A 15,717-nucleotide genomic window follows, 5' to 3' on the forward strand; every position below is an offset into this window, starting at 1 on the left:
GCCCGCTAAGGCTTAGAAGCGGTAGTTCATGCCGATGCGGAACATGTGAGTTCCAAACTTGCCGTTACCGCGCACCATGTCCGTGCCCGTTGTGTTCGGAGCCAGGACGAAGGGGTTGGTGGCGGGCGCCGTACCGCGGCCGACGCGGATCACCGGGCTGTCGACATCCAGCGAGGTGTAGAGGTATTCGCTGCTGACCGTCAGGCCGCGACCCAAGGCGTATTCCACACCGCCGCCGGCCTGCCAGCCGTCGCCGTCATCGCCTTCGCTGGTTTCGGTGAAGCTGTTGGCCAGGTTCGACGTGCGGAAACGGTTCTCGAACTTGCCATAGGCGTAGCCGCCGGTGCCGTAGACCAGGGCCGGACCATAGGCGTAGCCGAGTTTCAACCGGGCGGCCGCCGTGCTCTCCAGCTCACGCGTGAAGGTGTAGAAGGCCGGGGTGGTCGAGAAGCCGGTCACCGAATCCTGGGCATTGTTGACGCTGTATTCCGCCAGCGCGCCGACGACGAAGTTGCCGAACTGCATGTCGTAACCGGCGCGCACGCCCGCTTCGACACCGTCGTTGTCGCTACGGCAACCGGTGCCCGGCGCAGTGCTGGTCGCCGTGCCGCCGCAGAAGCCGGGGCTGAAGGCGTTGGCGCCGACGGTGGCGGGGGCGACCGGCAAGGTCGTGACCTGATCGCCGTAGTTGCCATCCAGGTTACGGTCGAAGCGCAGGATTTCGTCGCCGTCGTCGTTGGTCTGGTTGTATCCGCCGAAGATGCCGATGTAGGGGCCAGACCAGTCCGGGGCGACGGACTGGGCCAGGGCGGGGGTGGAAACCATGGCCAGGGCCAGGGCGCTGGAGGCGAGGGTCTTGATCATTTGGGGGGAGGCTTTCGTGCCGAAAGTGCGGGCGCGACGTCCCCGCTCGCCGTCACAAAAGCCGAAAGCGGCCACCGGTTCCCAAGCCTTTGCATCGCCAAATGTCGCACATCCAATCGTTCAGGTTGAACGTACGGGCCGCTAGCGCGTCGCCATCGACACCAGAAAGGCGATCAGCAGAACCAGGCTGATCCCTTGCCAGAATCGCACCGGATCGCTCTCGATCAGGGACAGCTGGCGCGGCGGCGGGGCGGCGACGGCGCTGCCAGTCTCCAGCACATGAATCAGTTCCTCGACATCCTCGAACCGCTCGTTCGGATCCACGGCGACGGCGCGCATGATGGCTCCCTCCAGCCAGGCGGGCATATCCGGCCGGTGTCGCGTCGGCGGTGCGGGCGCCCGATCAAAGCGCGGCGCATCGGCCGGATCCACCTCGCCCCACGGATAGGTGCGGGTGAACAGGCGATACAGCGTCACCCCCAGGGCGAACTGATCGGTCGCGGCGTTGCCGCTCTCGCCCGCATACATTTCCGGCGCCTTGTAACCGGCGGTGCCCGGCGCCTCGGCCTCGGCGAACTCCTCGGCCAGCCGCAGGCGTGCGACGCCCAGATCGACCAGTTTCAGCCCGCCCTGTGTCTCAAGGATCACATTGTCCGGCTTGATGTCACGGTGCGTCACCCCTGCCCGGTGCAGGGCCGAAACCGCGCGCGACAGGCGCAGCGCCACCCCGATCCCTTCGGCGATCTCGAACGGCCCTTCCTCCGCCAACCGCGCGTGAAGGGTCTGCCCGGCATGGAAGGGCTGGGCGATATAGAGCCGGCTCTGGCGACCGGCATCCAGGCTCAACACCTTGCCGACGAATGGGCTGTCGATGCGCCGCCCGATGAAGGCTTCACGCAGAAAGGCAGTGCGGGCGCCGCGTTCGGACACCACGGCGGGCTTGGGAAACTTCAGCACGACCGCGCCGCCGTCGCTTAGCGTATCCTTCGCCAGAAACAGGGTCGTATAGCGCCCGTCCGCCACGACCCGCTGAAGCGCGAACCCATCGACATTGTCGCCCACGGCGGGCGGCGGCAGGATGGCCAGCCCTTCCGCCTCGGCCGTGATCGCTTCCCAGTCGGGCGCGCCGGTGCGGACCACGTCGATGACGATGGCGGTGGCGTTGTCGCGCGGCCCCGCCGCCTCGACCTCGGCCAGGATCGCCTTGGCGTCCGCATCGGGCGAACTGCGCCGTCCCAACAGGCTCGCGATCACCGCATCGGCCAGCACCCCATGCACCCCGTCTGTGGTCAGCAGCAGCCGGTCGTGCGGCTCCAGTCGCACTTGCCGGACATCCAGCTTCACATCCGCCTCGATGCCGACGGCGCGGTACAGCACATGGCTCAGCCCCTGCTGGGCCCGCGTGTGATCTTCCGTCAGCCGCGTCAGCACCCCGTCACGAAAATGCCAGGCCCGGCTGTCGCCCACATGAAGCGCCGTCGCCTCACGCCCGCGCAGGATCAGGGCGGTAAAGGTGGTCGCCGCCCCCTCCATCGCCGGATCGATCCGGCCGCGCGAATGGAGCCAGCGGTTGAACCCCCGCAGCGCCTTGATGCCGTTGGCGGCGATGCCGTTCAGCGGGTTCTGGTCCAGATAGCCGTCGATGAAGCTGCGCGTCGTCAGCTCGGCCGCCATCCGCCCGGCCTTGGACCCCGACACCCCGTCGGCGATCACCGCCACGACCCCATGCTCGCGCTGCTCGGCCGCCGTGCCGATGTGGACGCCGCCAAAATCCTGATTATCCGCCTTGGGCCCCTGCAAGGTCGCAAAGCCGGCGGCGATCTCCAGTCTGGCGTCGGTCATGGGCGGAACTGTCGACCTTGGCTCGCTCGCTTTCCAGCGATGTTTACGCCGACCGCTGCTTCAGCGGCGCCGTGCCGTCGGCCAGGCTTTCGGCCAGATAGACCTCGGCCTCCTGCGCCGGCAGGGCGGGGGCATAGCCGAAGCCCTGGCCGTAGTGGCATTGGGCGTCCAGCAGCAGGCGGGCCAGTTCGGCGTTCTCCACGCCCTCGGCGACGACTTCCAGCGACAGGTCGCGACCCAGATTGACCACCGACTTGACGATCTTGGCCGAGCCTTCGTCCTTGTTCATCGTCAGCACGAAATAGCGGTCGATCTTCAGCGTATCGAACGGCAGGCGCGCCAGATAGGACAGCGACGAGAAGCCGGTGCCGAAGTCGTCCAGCGCCAGCGAGGCCCCGACGTCCTTCAGCGATTGCAGCACCTCGGCGGCGCGCGCGGTGTCGCGCATGATGTCGCCCTCGGTGACCTCCAGCTTCAGCGCGCCCTTGGGCAGGCCCGTCTCCTTGATGATGCGCGCCACATCCTCGCACAGGTGCGGACGTTCGATCTCGCCGACCGACAGGTTGACGCTGCAGAACAGCTTGCCGGCCAGCGGATGGCGTTCGATCCATTCGGCCAGTTGCCGCGCCGACTGGGTCATCATCAGCAGGCCCAGGTCGTTCATCATGCCCAGGTCGGCGGTCAGGCCCAGGAACTCGTCCGGCGGCACCAGACCCCGGCGCGGGTGACGCCAGCGCGCCAGCGCCTCGAAACCGGCGACGGCCCCGGTGTTCAGGTTCACGATCGGCTGGAAGAAGGGCACGATCTCGCCGCGCACGAAGGCGTTCCTCAGATCCGCCTCCAGCGCCAGACGGCTTAAGGAATCGCTTTCCAGCGCCCGGCCATAGGCGGCCGATCCGCCGCGCCCGGCGCCCTTGGCCGATTCGACCGCCAGCTCGACCCGGCGCAGCAGTTCAGCGGCGTCGGGCGCATCCGGCCCGCCCTCCACCATCACCGCCCCGATCGAGACGGTCGGATAGATGTCGAAGCCCGCGACCCGCAGCGGCTGCTCCAGCGCGTCGCGCACGCGATAGCTGGTGTGGGAGGCAGTCTTGGGCACGATGATGGCGAACTCGTCCTCGCCGATCCGCGCGGCCGAGGCGTCCTTGTTGAAGGCGGCGGCCAGACGCGAGCCCAGGGCCGACAGCACTAGGTCGGTCCGCTCATGCCCCAGCGCCTCGTTCAGGCGCCGCAGCCGATCGACGTCGCCGACCACGATCTCGTATTCGCCGGGCTGGGTCAGCACCTCGCTGACGCGGGCCAGAAAGGCGCGACGATCCAGAAGGCCCGTCAGCGTATCGCGGTCCGATCCGGCGAACTTGGTCTCCAGCGCCACGACGCCGGCGGCGCGCAGGCCGTCCTCCAGCCAGACGCCGCGCCACAGACAGGTCTCGGACCCGCGCATGCGCAGACGCACGGCGATCTCGGCCCCCTCGTCCTGGGGTTTGAGCATCCGTTCGGCCAGGCTGCGATCCTGCGGCATGGCCAGGGCCACGAAACCGGCGGCTGTGCATTCCGGCGCCAGCGGTCCCAGGCCCAGCGATCGCGTCGCGCCGGTGAAACGCAGTTCGTCCGCCGCCGGCGTCCAGACCCACAGGGCCGTCTCGGCAGCGGCCAGCGCCTCGATGGCGGTCGTGGCGTCCCAGGCCAGCGATCGGGATCGTGGTGTCACGCGTCTCGCCCTTCCAGACGGCCCCCGGCCGTCAACACTCGTCCTCGACCAGGCCGAACAACAAATGGTCTGCCCACTCGCCGTTAATTTTCAAATAAGCGCGAGCCCGACCTTCGTTGCGAAAGCCGGATTTCTCCAGCACCCGTCGCGACCCGTGGTTGGTGGGCAGACAGGCCGCCTCCAGCCGGTGCAGCTTCAGCTTGTCGAACGCGTAGCCGACGACGGCCCGAACGCCCGCCGTCGCCACGCCCTGACCGGAAAACGGCTGGCCGATCCAGTAGCCCAGCGTCCCCGTCTCGGCGACGCCGCGCCGCACGTTCGACAGGGTCACCGCCCCCGCCAGGGTCTTGCCGTCCTGCACGAAGACGAAGAAGGGCCAGGCGTTGCCCAGCTCCATCTCGCGCGCATAGATCGACAGCCGGCGCCGGAAGGCCGCCTTGGTCAGGTCGTCCTCAGGCCAGGCCGGCTCCCACGGTTGCAGATAGTCGCGTGACCCGTCGCGCAGCGTGGACCAAGCGGCGTAATCGGCGGCGCGCGGCGGGCGCAGCAGCACGCCGTCCCCCCGGATCACCGGCCCGGCCACATCGCTCATCCAATCCAGAAGCGCCATCGATGGGGACTATAGCATCAAGATTCGGCTCTGAACCTTACGGTTCGGCCAAAAGTGTCGCGGTCAGCTTCAGCGCCAGGTCGCGGCCCAGCCCCTCCGGCGCGCCCAGCATCGGCGTCAGGATGTCCCCGATCAGCCCCTCGGCGAAGGCCATATAGGCCGCCGTCACCACCAGGGCCTTGGCCCGCTCGGTCGCCTTGGGATCCTCGGGCGCCATGGCCGCCAGCCGTTCGGCCAGATCACGCACCACCTCTGCGAAGCTTCCCGCCCGGCCCTGCTCGCGCGCCAGCGCCAGCCAGGCCGCCATCTGCGAGGCCCCGCCCGGCCCGAAGGCGTCGAACACCACGCTCATCAGCCGCCCCGGCTCGACGGCGTGGCTTCCCTCTCCCACGCTCTCGTTCAGGCCGGCCTCGATCCGCTGCGCCAGATCGCGCACCATCGCATCCATCAGAGCGCCCTGAAGCCCGGCCGCCGAGCCGAAATGATGGATCAGATTGGCGTGACCCACGCCCATCCGCTCGCCCACCGCCTTCAGCGTCACCGCCGCCGGCCCGCCCGACAGCAAAAGGTCGCGCGCCGCCTCCAGCGCCTCTTCGCGCGCCAACGCCCCGCGTCGCCGCTTTACCGGACCATTAGTTGACATTGATGTCAGTTAACTCCATCCTCCGCTCGAAATCGAGGAGCAGAACCATGGCGAAATCCGCCACCCCCGCCGACCTCCAGATCAAGCCGCGCGACCTGCATATCGACCGCGAGGCTCCGACGCCACGCTGGTGGCTGAACGGCGACCCGTTCGGCACCGCCGTGATGAACGCCCTCAGCCTGACCTTCCCCGACGGCGAGCGGTTCTTCATTCAGTCGGTCAAGCGGTTCGCCAAGGATGCGCCCCCGGCCCTGGCCGCCGACATCCGCGCCTTCACGGTGCAGGAGGGCGCCCACACCCGCGAACACATGGCTTTCAACGCCATCACCGAACGCGCCGGCTACGACACCGCCGAGATCGAGGCCTATGTCACCGCCCGTCTCGACATCGCTCGCGCCCGTCCGGCCCTGGCCCAACTGGCGGCGACCATGGCGCTGGAGCACTTCACCGCCGCCTTCGCCCATCGACTGCTGGCCGATCCGGAGCTGCTGAAGGGCTCGCCTCATAACCTGGCCCGTCTGTGGCGCTGGCACTCCATCGAGGAGATCGAGCACAAGGGCGTAGCCTATGATGTCTTCCTGCACGCGACCCGGGACCTCAGTCCGCTGAAGCGCTGGCGCATCCGGCGCTGGGCCATGTTCCTGACGACCCTGCTGTTCACCCGGACGGTTCGCGAGACGACCTTCATGCTGCTGAAGCAAGACGGCATCGTCGGCTGGCGCGCGCGTCTGGGCCTGTTCCGCTGGCTGTGGCTGAAGCCGGGTCTGTATCGCCGGATGATCGGCGACTACCTGGCCTTCTACAAACCCGACTTCCACCCGTGGCAGGTCGACGACCGCAACCTGATTGCGGACGCGGAGGCCGGCCTGGCCCAACCGGCCTGACTCTCAAATCCGATCCCGCGACGGAGTTTTCGCCCAAAGGCGTTACAGTGTGCAGGGGACGGACGAGGAGAAGGCCATGGCTTCATCACCGACCGACGCCGCCGTCGCCCTGACCCGCCTGGGTCTCGGCGCCCGGCCTGGCGAGATCGACCGCGTCGCCGCCGATCCGCGCGGCTGGGCGACGAGCCAGATTCGACCCCAGGGCGCGCCCCAGCCGTCCGGCCAGTTCGCCGGAACCGCCGAACGCGTCGCCCAATATATCGACTATCAGATCGACGCCGGTCTGGTCCGCCGCGACCGACGCGCCGCCGCTCCGGCGACGACTGACGCCGCCCCCTCCCCTGCCATGCCGGACGCCGCCGATCCGCAAGCCGTCGCCCGGCGCGAAGCCCGCCAAGCCGCCCGCCGCGACATCACCCAGGACACGGCGCAAGAGTTCCTGGCCCGCGCCCAGCTCGGCGCGACCACCGAGGACGGCTTCGCCGAGCGTTGGGCCCTGTTCTGGTCGAACGCCCTGACCGTCTCGGCCGCCAAGTTCGCCAGCGGCGCCTTTGTCGGTCAGTTCGAGCGCGAGGCCATCCGCCCCCACGTCTTCGGCCGGTTCGAGGACCTGGTCCTGGCCGCCGAACAGCATCCCGCCATGCTTCTGTATCTGGACCAGGCCCGCTCGGTCGGTCCGGACAGCATGGCAGGCGCGCGCCGCAACGCCGGTCTGAACGAGAACCTGGCGCGCGAGATGATGGAGCTGCATACGGTCGGCGCCGAGGGCGGCTATACGCAGGGCGACGTCACCGAACTGGCGCGGGCCCTCACCGGCTGGTCCATCCCCGCCGCCCGCGACCAGCGTCAGCCGGGTCGCCCCCAACGCGCGCGCAGGATGGCCGCCCAAGCCGAGCCCGGTCCCGACGGCTTCGTCTTCCGCGCCAATGTCCACGAACCCGGCGCCCGCACGGTGATGGGCAAGACCTATCCGGCGGCGGGCCTGGCCCAGGGGCAGGCGATACTGCGTGACCTGGCTCGGCATCCGGCCACGGCCAAACGCCTGTCGCGCCGTCTCGCCGCCCATTTCGTCGCCGACGATCCCCCGCCCGCTCTGGTCTCCCGACTGGAAGCGGCCTGGACCCGCTCAGGCGGTGACCTGGCCCAGGTCGCCCGCGCCCTGATCGACGCGCCCGAGACCTGGACGCCCCAGCCCGCCAAGATCAAGACGCCCTATGACTTCATCGTATCGGCCCATCGCGCGCTGGGAACGCGGCCTCAGCGGATCCAGCCGCTGCGCCAGGCCCTGCTCGACATGGGCCAGCCGCCTTTCGCGCCGCCGTCGCCAGAGGGCTGGCCCGACACGGCCGCTGACTGGGCCGGTCCCGACGCCTTGGTCAAGCGGCTGAACTGGTCGCGCACCGCCGCCGATCTGGCGCAAGCGAGCGATCCAAATGCGGTCGCCGCAACCGCCCTCGGCCCGCGCCTTAGCGAACGCACCCGCCTCGCCGTCGCCCGCGCCGAAAGCCGGCCCGAGGCCCTCACCCTTCTGTTCATGTCGCCGGAGTTCCAACGCCGATGACCGCCCTCAATATGAACCGCCGCCATCTGCTGGCCGCCGCCTCCGCCGGGGTCGGCCTGGCCTTCGCCGGCCGCGTCGCCGCCCAGACCAACGGCCCGGCCAACAAGCTGGTCGTCGTCATCGCGCGCGGCGCCATGGACGGCCTGTCCGTGACCGTGCCTTACGCCGATCCGAACTACGTCCCCTTGCGCGGCGGTGTGGCCATCGCCGCGCCCGGCGAGACGAGCGGCGCCCTGGCCCTGAGCGAAGGCTTCGGCCTGCACCCGGCGCTGGCCGGCCTGCACGCCCTTTATGGTCAGGGGCAGATGCGGTTCGCCCCCGCCGTCGCCCTGCCCGTGCGCATCCGCTCGCACTTCGACGCCCAGGACGTGCTGGAGAATGGCGGCGAAGGTCTGCGCCAGCAATCCGACGGCTGGCTGAACCGCGCCATCGTCGCGGCCGGCGGAACGTCGCTGAAAGGCCTGTCCATCGGCGCCCAGACCCCGCTGATCCTGCGCGGCGACGCCCCGGTGTCCAGCTGGGCGCCCGGTGGTCTGGTGCGCGACGGCGACCGCATCGCCTCCCTGCTTCAGGACCTCTATGTCGTGGATCCGATGCTGGGCCAGAACCTGGCGCGGGGTCTGGCGACTGAGCAGTTGGTCAGCATGGACGGCGGCGACCAACGCCTGCGCCGCAACGACGTCCAGGGCCTGGGCCAGGCCGTCGCCAGGCTGATGACCGGACCGCAGGGCGCCGACATCGTCGCCGTCTCGCTGGACGGCTGGGACACCCACGCGGGCCAGAGGGCGCAGTTGCAGACGCGGCTGACGGGCCTCGATCAACTGGTCATGGGCCTGAAGGACGGCCTCGGCGACGTCTGGTCGCGCACTGCGGTCATCGTCGCCACCGAGTTCGGCCGCACCGCCCGTACCAACGGGACCCAGGGCACTGACCACGGCACTGGCTCGTCGCTTCTACTGGCGGGCGGCGCGGTAAAGCGCGGCGGCCCCATCGGCGACTGGCCGACCCTGGCCGACAACCGCCTGTTCGAGAACCGAGACCTGGCGCCGACTTTGGACATCCGTTCGGTGTTCAAGGGCGTGTTGCGCGATCACATGGGCCTCGACCGCGCCGCCCTGGACGCCCGCATCTTCCCCGGCAGCGCCGCAGAGGCGCCGGTGATGGACGGTCTGGTCTAGCCGCCACGCTTGCTTTTCGCGGCACAACAACGCATCAGGACGCCATCACCTTGGACCCGGCCCTGTTCGCAGGCGACGGGTGGCTATCCCCGCCGCCGATCCGCTGGGAAACCGAGCCGCCAGAAACCGAAATGTCGGTCAGGCTCATCCAGATGAAATCCTGAAATGTCCATTATCGCCTCCGCGCGCCAGCAATGGCTCGCCAATCCTCGCCGCGATCTTCTGGCGGGGACCGTCGTGGCCCTGGCCCTGATCCCCGAAGCCATCGCCTTTTCCATCATCGCCGGCGTCGATCCCGCCGTGGGCCTCTACGCCAGCGTGGTCATCGCCGTGACCATCGCATTCGTGGGCGGCCGGCCGGCCATGATCTCGGCCGCGACCGGCGCCATGGCCCTGCTGATGGTCACCCTCGTGCGCGACCACGGCCTGGAATATCTCTTCGCCGCCTCGCTGCTCTGCGGCGTGTTCCAGATCGTCATCGGCCTGCTGAAGCTGGGCCGCTACATCAAGTTCGTCAGCCGCAGCGTCATGACCGGCTTCGTCAACTCGCTGGCCATCCTGATCTTTCTGGCACAGATGCCCGAGCTGATCGGCCGCGGCTGGATCACCTACGCCCTTGTCGCGGCGGCCCTGGTCGTCATCTACGGCTTTCCGCGCCTCACCAAGGCCGTGCCCTCGCCCCTGGTCGCCATCGTCGCCATCAGCGCCCTGGTGATCGTGCTGAAGCTGGATGTGCGCACCGTCGGCGACATGGGCCAGATGCCGACCAGCCTGCCGATGTTCCACCTGCCCGCCGTCCCGCTGACGTGGGAGACGCTGGTCATCATCGCCCCGATCTCGGCGACCCTGGCCTTCGTAGGCCTGCTGGAAAGCCTGCTGACCGCGAATCTGCTCGACGACATCACCGACACCCCGTCGGACAAGGATCGCGAGACGCGCGGCCAGGGGATCGCCAACATCTTGTCGCCCCTGTTCGGCGGCATGGCCGGTTGCGCCATGATCGGCCAGTCGATGATCAACGTGACCTCGGGCGCGCGCGGGCGACTGTCGACCCTGTGGGCCGGGCTGTTCCTGCTGTTTCTGATGCTGGCGCTTCAGACCTGGGTCGCCCAGATCCCGATGGCCGCCCTGGTCGCCGTCATGATCATGGTCTCGATCGGCACCTTCGACTGGTCCTCGGTGATGAAGCTGCGCTCCACTCCGCTTCAGTCGTCCATTGTCATGATCGCCACGACCGTGACGGTCGTCGCCACCCACGACCTTTCAAAGGGCGTGATCCTGGGGGTGATCCTGTCAGCGGTCTTCTTCATGCGCAAGGTCGGCAAGACCATCGCCGTGACCGAGGTTCCAACGCCGGAGCCGGGCGTCCTGCGCTACAGTGTCTCAGGCCAGCTTTTCTTCGCCTCGGCCGATCTGTTCGCCGCCAGCTTTGAGCATCACGGCCATCCCACACGCGTCGAGATCGATCTGAGCGACGCCCATCTGTGGGATCTGACCGGCGTCGCCGCCGTGGACAGGGTCGTCTTCCGCTACCGCCGTCAGGGCGCCGACGTGCAGGTTTTGGGCATGAACGACGCCGCCCGCACCCTGGTCACGCGGGTGGGGCGGTTCGAGAAGATGCATCTGCCGGACGGCGCCGGCGCGCATTGAGCCGTCAGGCGGCGTTGGAGGTCGGTTCGAGGTCAGGCTTGGGCATCTTGCAGATGCGGTTCAGGTCGGCCCGGATCGAACTGCCCTGGAAGTGCGAGATTTCGGCGCCCGAATAGCCCTCGCCCGACAGCGCCTTGACGACGTCGCCGGTGTTCAGACAATCGTTGGTCCGAGCGAGCTGGTAGGCGCGCTCCACGACGTGGGTGCGGTTCATGTTGGAAGCCTTTCGTGCCTCCCAACAACGTGCGCCAAGCTAAACCGTTCCCATTATTGGATTTTCGGCGCGCCCGGCCCGCGCTTGCATCTGTCATGAATATCTGCGCACATAGAGCTCGTCGATCTCTCTGCGTAACGCCCACTCTCTCTGCGAACGCACGAGTCAAGGCCGCTCCCATTCAGACCCGACAGGCCGCAGGGACGTTCCCTCGGTCAATTTCTAACGGAGGTCTCAAAATGGCTACCGGCACTGTCAAATGGTTCAACCCGACCAAGGGTTACGGCTTCATCCAACCCGACGACGGCGGCAAGGACGTCTTCGTCCACATCTCGGCCGTCGAAGGCGCTGGCCTGCGCGGCCTGGATGAAAACCAGAAGGTTTCCTACGAGCTGGAACGCGACAAGCGTTCGGGCAAGGAATCGGCTGGCCAGCTGCAAACCATCGGCTGATTTCAGCTTCACAGCTGATTTGGCGACGGCGGCTCCTTACGGAGCCGCCGTTTTCAATTTCAACTGTCCGATGGAACAGATGACTCTCGTCTGACCCAGCCCTAGCTTAGCCACATGAAACCAGAGATCGTTTTTCTAACCGTCTGGGTAATAGGCGTTGTTATCACATGGCCAGCCTTGATCTGGTTTGCCGTGAATAGCCGACGAGGTCAGGGCGAACCCCTCATGCCCAAGCCTCCCGCTTCGGCGCGTTACGCTGACACCCGCGCCTCTGGCAAACAAAAGGGGAAGTGGGGAGGCGCGAGCAACTGCCTGATGGTGGTCATCGATGGCGGAGAGCTTTGGCTTTCGCCTATTTTCCCGATCACCCTGTTTATGCCCTACGGGACGTTCGGGCTTGAGTTCCGCAAACCTCTCGCCGTCGTCAGAGCCGAGGCGCGTAGGGATTGGACAGGTATGAACGTCCGACTGCGTCTCACCGACATGGACAATCCCGTCGTTGTCGATCTTCGGGTAAGCGACCCCGCGAAATTCATATCAGCTTTGCAGGTCTAGGCCTTCGTCTTGTCGATCCAGGCGGCGAAGGCGTCGGTGAAGCTTTTCAGGAAGGTCTTGGTGTCGTCCTTCTTCAGTTTGCCGTTCTCGTCCAGCAGGTCGGCGACATTGCCGATATAGGCTTCGGGCTGCTGCATCGTCGGCATGTTCAAAAACACCAGCGGTTGGCGCAGGTGGTGGTTGGCGCCGAAGGCCGCGACGGCGCCGGGCGAGACGCTGACGATGGCGGCGGGCTTGCCCTGCCAGATGCTGTGGCCATAGGGGCGCGAGCCGACGTCCAGGGCGTTCTTCAGCGCGCCGGGGATGGAGCGATTGTATTCGGGCGTGACGAACAGCACCGCCTCGGTCGTCGCCACCTCCTCGCGGAACCGCTCCCAGGCCGGCGGCGGGTTGTCGGTCTCCAGATCGGGATCATAGAGCGGCAGGTCGCCGATCTCGACCGGCTCGATCTCCAGCCCCGGCTCAGCCAGCGCCTTCAACGCCATGCCGATGGCGCGCGAATAGGAGCCTTTGCGCAAGCTGCCGACGATCAGGGCGACGCGGACGGTCATGGAAGGTCTCCGGGCTGGACGGGTTCAAGCGCCAGCATAACCGATCCCGGCGGCCGGATGTTCCGTTTTAACCCGCCCAGCCGTTCACCTGCGCACAAAGCGGACATCGCGAAGGGCTGTTACGGGTGGGAAGCGGACTTTGGCTAGCAGGCACTGTTCATTGCGAGAAACCGCGTGTGAACCATCAATCCAGGCACTGTTATGGGCCGCGCCCGGGCTTGAAGCTCAATCGCCTTCTATCCGTGCGGAGTTGACGATTTGAGTGACCTCGAAGTCCAAGGAGAATATCTGCTCCTTGATGGCTAGGCAGTCTTCCATGCTGTCAGTCACGATTGCATAAGCGACGCTTCCAAACGGCTTTTTGGTGCCAACGGTGCAGCCAAGGCCAAAGTGACTATTAGGGTGGTCAGCCGAACGGTTGCACGAAGCGAAGTCTAGACCGCCTTCGACCCTGCGCCAGATGCGTAGAGGGCGGTCAGCGCTCACCACGGTTCCGGCAACCTGGCGAAGGCTGTCTTCCGAAAGTGCGGCAGGCTCACACTCAAAGTCTTCGATATAGATTTCCCCAGTGCCCAGGGGCGAGGCGTCGTCGGGAAGCGCAGGGGGCGTGTTATGGGCATCACCAAACTCAACACTTACTGCAACTCCGCTAGACAAAGGGCGAAGCGTTAGTTCCACCCCGTCAGCCTGATCATTTTTGGCGATATAGAACGACCAGATCCTGAGCCCGTCGTCACTTCGGAGCTTCGACAGCTTCGAACCTTCTGTTGTTGGTATTCTGTATGTGCGCTCGTCTAGCCCCATAACGGTCGCCGCATCGGCAGGGCTGGCCGCGTCGATCGCTGCGGTTAACGCCGCTGGTGACCATACAACCTGTCTGGCATCTGGCGGGACATCGCAACCATTCAGGAGCGAGGCATGAGCGAGGGCACAGGCCGCCTCGAGTATCGAAGGAAGTCTCATCATCTCTCCCCGCCGTTCCCAAGCCCGCACAATCGGCGAAACGACTTCATCGATCAACCGCCCCCAATCCTCATGGAAGCAGGCTAGCACCTTACGAGACGTACGCATTGGGTCCGTCATTGGCGTCGCGACGGAAGCGAACCGGAAGACGCGCTGGAAGCGGACGCCGCCAAGGTCGGCTATGGGTCGATTTCAGTCTTGGGCTTCGCCGCCGAAAACTGACGTCGGTCGCAAGACGGAGAAGCGGCCGCCGTCATCAGCTAAGGTTGGTTAGCGGTCGGTCCATGATCCTGCCTGCACCGCAGCGATGAGGCTGGCTACTGTTAGGCTGCGGTAGGTTCGCTGGCCGCGCCATTCGCGAAACTCCCTGACGAAGTTGAGGCCGAAGTTGTGCCCCACTTCGTTCGGGCCGTAGTGCCGCAAATCCATGGGACTGAAGTCTGTGCCGAAGGGCTCTCGGACGGCGTCGATGGCTTCGGCCAAGTCCTCGCCATAGAGACCGAGGTCATAGTAGAGTTCCGTTCGATCGGTGATCTCGTCATCACAGAGCGTGACGCTCTTCAAGGCGCGGATCACATGATCGCGGACAGCATCTGATGATCGGGCAATCGCGTCGGCCATCGGTGGATTGAAGGCCAATGCGCCAATGTCCGCAACGGGTCGTGAAGAGAAGTTTGCCTCGTGCCCTGGTCCGGACATTCAGACGGCCGCCGCTGGGATAATCTGCCGCTGAACCTCCGCGCGAGAGCGACTGAAGTCAGCAAAGACCAGCCGAAAGCCTAACCCCCGAACAGGGCTGTCGCGAACGCCTCGCCCGCCGGTGCGGCCGACTTCGGGCCCAGAACGGCGCTGGCCGCCTGGCCAGAGGCCAGCAACCGGCCGCCGACGGCGCGCACGTCCTCGATCGTCTGGGCTTCCAGTTGCTCGGTCATTGACAGGCTGGAGCGCGGGGCGCCGAAGATCAGGGTCTGGGCGCCGTTGCGGCCGGCCCGGCTCATCGGGTTTTCGTCCGACATCCACAGACCGGCCTTCATCACCGCCTTGGCCCGCGACAGCTCCTTTTCGGTCGGCCCGACCTCGGCCAGGGCCCGCACCTCGGCCGCCGAGACCTCGGCCAATTCTTTCGCCCGATCCGCCGCCGCCCCGGCGTAGATGCCCAGCACGCCCGTGTCCTCGTACGGCTCCTGATAGGCGTCGATGGCGTAGGCTAAGCCCCGCTCCTCGCGCGCGCTCTGGAATAGGCGGGACGCCATGCCCCCGCCCAGGATCTCGCCGAACAGCCGCATGGCCGACAGCGCCGGATCGGTCGCGGACAGGGCCGGCAGCTGGAACACCAGATTGGCCTGTTCGATCTTGCGCGTCAGCTTCGCATGGCCGCCGACGAAGGCGGCCGGCGCAGGCGCGTCAGCGGGCGTTGCGACCGCATCGCCGAACCAGCGCTCGGCCAGGGCCAGCAGTTCGGTCTCGTCCACCGCGCCTGAGACCGACACCACCATCCGGTCGGGAGAATAGAGCCGCGCACGCCACGCCTCGACCGACGCCTTGTCGGCCGGCTTCAGGCTGGCGACCGAGCCCAGGATCGGCCGACCCAGCGGCTGTTTGGCGAAGGCGCGCGTCTGCACCATCTCGAACACATGGTCGTCGGGCGTGTCGAAGGCCTCGGCGATCTCCTGGGCCACGACGTCCTTCTCGCGCTCGATCTCGGAGGGATCGAGCGTTGGGCGGAACACCAGGTCCGACAGCACCTGCATGGCCAGCGGCAGCGAGCCGTCCAGCCCCCGCACCTCGAAACTGGTGCGCTCATAGCCGGTGGAGGCGTTGATCGTGCCGCCCTCGGCCTCGATCCGCTCGACGATCTCGCGCGCGGCCATGTCGCCGGCGCCCTTGAACACCAGATGCTCCAGCAGGTGCGACCAGCCAGAGCGATCCAGCGGCTCCCACCGCGCCCCGCCCTTGACGGTGACGACGACCGCCAGGGTCTTCAGCCCCGGCATGGGGTCGCAGATGACGCGGACGCCGTTGGACAGGGTGTGCAGGGA

16 protein-coding genes and 1 other annotated feature are annotated in these 15,717 nt (G+C 67.0%); of the genes, 6 read left to right on the top strand and 10 right to left on the bottom strand.

Features of this window, described 5'->3' with window-relative positions; all coding sequences use genetic code 11:
* Positions 1 to 12: 12 nt before the first annotated feature.
* The 5 genes from HNP47_RS09580 to HNP47_RS09600 all read right to left on the bottom strand — a co-directional run bounded on the left by HNP47_RS09580 (position 13) and on the right by HNP47_RS09600 (position 5,670).
* Complete coding sequence (locus tag HNP47_RS09580) at positions 13 to 864, bottom strand: outer membrane protein (protein WP_184279371.1); 852 nt, start codon at positions 862 to 864, stop codon at positions 13 to 15.
* Between the two features lie 141 nt (positions 865 to 1,005).
* Positions 1,006 to 2,706: a bifunctional protein-serine/threonine kinase/phosphatase gene (locus HNP47_RS09585; protein WP_184279372.1), complete on the bottom strand. Its 1,701-nt coding sequence runs from the start codon at positions 2,704 to 2,706 to the stop codon at positions 1,006 to 1,008.
* 43 nt (positions 2,707 to 2,749) lie between these two features.
* On the bottom strand, positions 2,750 to 4,417 hold the full coding sequence (locus tag HNP47_RS09590) for a bifunctional diguanylate cyclase/phosphodiesterase (protein ID WP_045809768.1): 1,668 nt from the start codon (positions 4,415 to 4,417) through the stop codon (positions 2,750 to 2,752).
* Between the two features lie 31 nt (positions 4,418 to 4,448).
* On the bottom strand, positions 4,449 to 5,027 hold the full coding sequence (locus HNP47_RS09595) for a GNAT family N-acetyltransferase (protein ID WP_184279373.1): 579 nt from the start codon (positions 5,025 to 5,027) through the stop codon (positions 4,449 to 4,451).
* A gap of 37 nt (positions 5,028 to 5,064) precedes the next feature.
* Positions 5,065 to 5,670, bottom strand: coding sequence for a helix-turn-helix domain-containing protein (locus HNP47_RS09600; protein ID WP_184279374.1), 606 nt, complete (start codon positions 5,668 to 5,670; stop codon positions 5,065 to 5,067).
* 47 nt (positions 5,671 to 5,717) lie between these two features.
* Between HNP47_RS09600 and HNP47_RS09605 the strand changes: the two genes are divergently transcribed.
* The 4 genes from HNP47_RS09605 to HNP47_RS09620 all read left to right on the top strand — a co-directional run bounded on the left by HNP47_RS09605 (position 5,718) and on the right by HNP47_RS09620 (position 10,943).
* Positions 5,718 to 6,554 carry a metal-dependent hydrolase gene (locus HNP47_RS09605; RefSeq protein ID WP_184279375.1) on the top strand — a complete coding sequence of 279 codons (837 nt, stop codon included), beginning with the start codon at positions 5,718 to 5,720 and terminating at the stop codon, positions 6,552 to 6,554.
* Positions 6,555 to 6,630: 76 nt separating this feature from the next.
* Positions 6,631 to 8,115, top strand: coding sequence for a DUF1800 family protein (locus HNP47_RS09610; protein WP_184279376.1), 1,485 nt, complete (start codon positions 6,631 to 6,633; stop codon positions 8,113 to 8,115).
* Positions 8,112 to 9,293, top strand: coding sequence for a DUF1501 domain-containing protein (locus HNP47_RS09615; RefSeq protein ID WP_184279377.1), 1,182 nt, complete (start codon positions 8,112 to 8,114; stop codon positions 9,291 to 9,293). The genes HNP47_RS09610 and HNP47_RS09615 overlap by 4 nt, the downstream gene beginning before the upstream one ends.
* A 49-nt stretch (positions 9,294 to 9,342) precedes the next feature.
* Positions 9,343 to 9,406: a sequence feature (sul1 is cis-regulatory element that is thought to sense ions involved in sulfur or methionine metabolism; They are found in Alphaproteobacteria), on the top strand.
* A 58-nt stretch (positions 9,407 to 9,464) separates the two neighbouring features.
* Positions 9,465 to 10,943 (top strand): SulP family inorganic anion transporter, encoded by a 1,479-nt coding sequence (locus tag HNP47_RS09620; RefSeq protein ID WP_311770073.1) that lies wholly within the window; start codon positions 9,465 to 9,467, stop codon positions 10,941 to 10,943.
* 4 nt (positions 10,944 to 10,947) lie between these two features.
* Here the strand turns inward: HNP47_RS09620 and HNP47_RS09625 are convergent, their stop codons facing one another.
* Positions 10,948 to 11,157 (bottom strand): hypothetical protein, encoded by a 210-nt coding sequence (locus HNP47_RS09625; RefSeq protein WP_055753991.1) that lies wholly within the window; start codon positions 11,155 to 11,157, stop codon positions 10,948 to 10,950.
* 239 nt (positions 11,158 to 11,396) lie between these two features.
* Between HNP47_RS09625 and HNP47_RS09630 the strand changes: the two genes are divergently transcribed.
* Entirely contained in the window at positions 11,397 to 11,609 is a 213-nt protein-coding gene (locus HNP47_RS09630; protein WP_008260410.1) for a cold-shock protein, read from the top strand.
* Between the two features lie 114 nt (positions 11,610 to 11,723).
* Positions 11,724 to 12,164: a hypothetical protein gene (locus tag HNP47_RS09635; RefSeq protein ID WP_184279379.1), complete on the top strand. Its 441-nt coding sequence runs from the start codon at positions 11,724 to 11,726 to the stop codon at positions 12,162 to 12,164.
* On the opposite strand, the gene HNP47_RS09640 is transcribed toward HNP47_RS09635, so the two are convergent.
* The 4 genes from HNP47_RS09640 to HNP47_RS09655 form a co-directional block, all read right to left on the bottom strand.
* Entirely contained in the window at positions 12,161 to 12,715 is a 555-nt protein-coding gene (locus HNP47_RS09640) for an NADPH-dependent FMN reductase (RefSeq protein ID WP_017505729.1), read from the bottom strand. The genes HNP47_RS09635 and HNP47_RS09640 overlap by 4 nt on opposite strands.
* Before the next feature lie 225 nt (positions 12,716 to 12,940).
* Positions 12,941 to 13,735 carry a hypothetical protein gene (locus tag HNP47_RS09645; RefSeq protein ID WP_184279380.1) on the bottom strand — a complete coding sequence of 265 codons (795 nt, stop codon included), beginning with the start codon at positions 13,733 to 13,735 and terminating at the stop codon, positions 12,941 to 12,943.
* A gap of 213 nt (positions 13,736 to 13,948) precedes the next feature.
* Positions 13,949 to 14,299 (bottom strand): DUF1493 family protein, encoded by a 351-nt coding sequence (locus tag HNP47_RS09650; protein ID WP_184279381.1) that lies wholly within the window; start codon positions 14,297 to 14,299, stop codon positions 13,949 to 13,951.
* 158 nt (positions 14,300 to 14,457) lie between these two features.
* Positions 14,458 to 15,672 (bottom strand): pitrilysin family protein, encoded by a 1,215-nt coding sequence (locus tag HNP47_RS09655; protein WP_184279382.1) that lies wholly within the window; start codon positions 15,670 to 15,672, stop codon positions 14,458 to 14,460.
* Positions 15,673 to 15,717 lie beyond the last annotated feature (45 nt).

This window comes from Brevundimonas vesicularis, assembly GCF_014204545.1.
Taxonomy (GTDB): Bacteria; Pseudomonadota; Alphaproteobacteria; order Caulobacterales; family Caulobacteraceae; genus Brevundimonas; species Brevundimonas vesicularis_B.

What these genes read in the sequence shown, in the direction of transcription:
- HNP47_RS09580 (WP_184279371.1), bottom strand. Translation starts at nt 864, where the DNA reads ATGATCAAGACCCTCGCCTCCAGCGCCCTGGCCCTGGCCATGGTTTCC.
- HNP47_RS09585 (WP_184279372.1), bottom strand. Translation starts at nt 2,706, where the DNA reads ATGACCGACGCCAGACTGGAGATCGCCGCCGGCTTTGCGACCTTGCAG.
- HNP47_RS09595 (WP_184279373.1), bottom strand. Translation starts at nt 5,027, where the DNA reads ATGGCGCTTCTGGATTGGATGAGCGATGTGGCCGGGCCGGTGATCCGG.
- HNP47_RS09600 (WP_184279374.1), bottom strand. Translation starts at nt 5,670, where the DNA reads ATGTCAACTAATGGTCCGGTAAAGCGGCGACGCGGGGCGTTGGCGCGC.
- HNP47_RS09605 (WP_184279375.1), top strand. Translation starts at nt 5,718, where the DNA reads ATGGCGAAATCCGCCACCCCCGCCGACCTCCAGATCAAGCCGCGCGAC.
- HNP47_RS09610 (WP_184279376.1), top strand. Translation starts at nt 6,631, where the DNA reads ATGGCTTCATCACCGACCGACGCCGCCGTCGCCCTGACCCGCCTGGGT.
- HNP47_RS09615 (WP_184279377.1), top strand. Translation starts at nt 8,112, where the DNA reads ATGACCGCCCTCAATATGAACCGCCGCCATCTGCTGGCCGCCGCCTCC.
- HNP47_RS09625 (WP_055753991.1), bottom strand. Translation starts at nt 11,157, where the DNA reads ATGAACCGCACCCACGTCGTGGAGCGCGCCTACCAGCTCGCTCGGACC.
- HNP47_RS09630 (WP_008260410.1), top strand. Translation starts at nt 11,397, where the DNA reads ATGGCTACCGGCACTGTCAAATGGTTCAACCCGACCAAGGGTTACGGC.
- HNP47_RS09635 (WP_184279379.1), top strand. Translation starts at nt 11,724, where the DNA reads ATGAAACCAGAGATCGTTTTTCTAACCGTCTGGGTAATAGGCGTTGTT.
- HNP47_RS09640 (WP_017505729.1), bottom strand. Translation starts at nt 12,715, where the DNA reads ATGACCGTCCGCGTCGCCCTGATCGTCGGCAGCTTGCGCAAAGGCTCC.
- HNP47_RS09650 (WP_184279381.1), bottom strand. Translation starts at nt 14,299, where the DNA reads ATGGCCGACGCGATTGCCCGATCATCAGATGCTGTCCGCGATCATGTG.
- HNP47_RS09655 (WP_184279382.1), bottom strand. Translation starts at nt 15,672, where the DNA reads ATGCCGGGGCTGAAGACCCTGGCGGTCGTCGTCACCGTCAAGGGCGGG.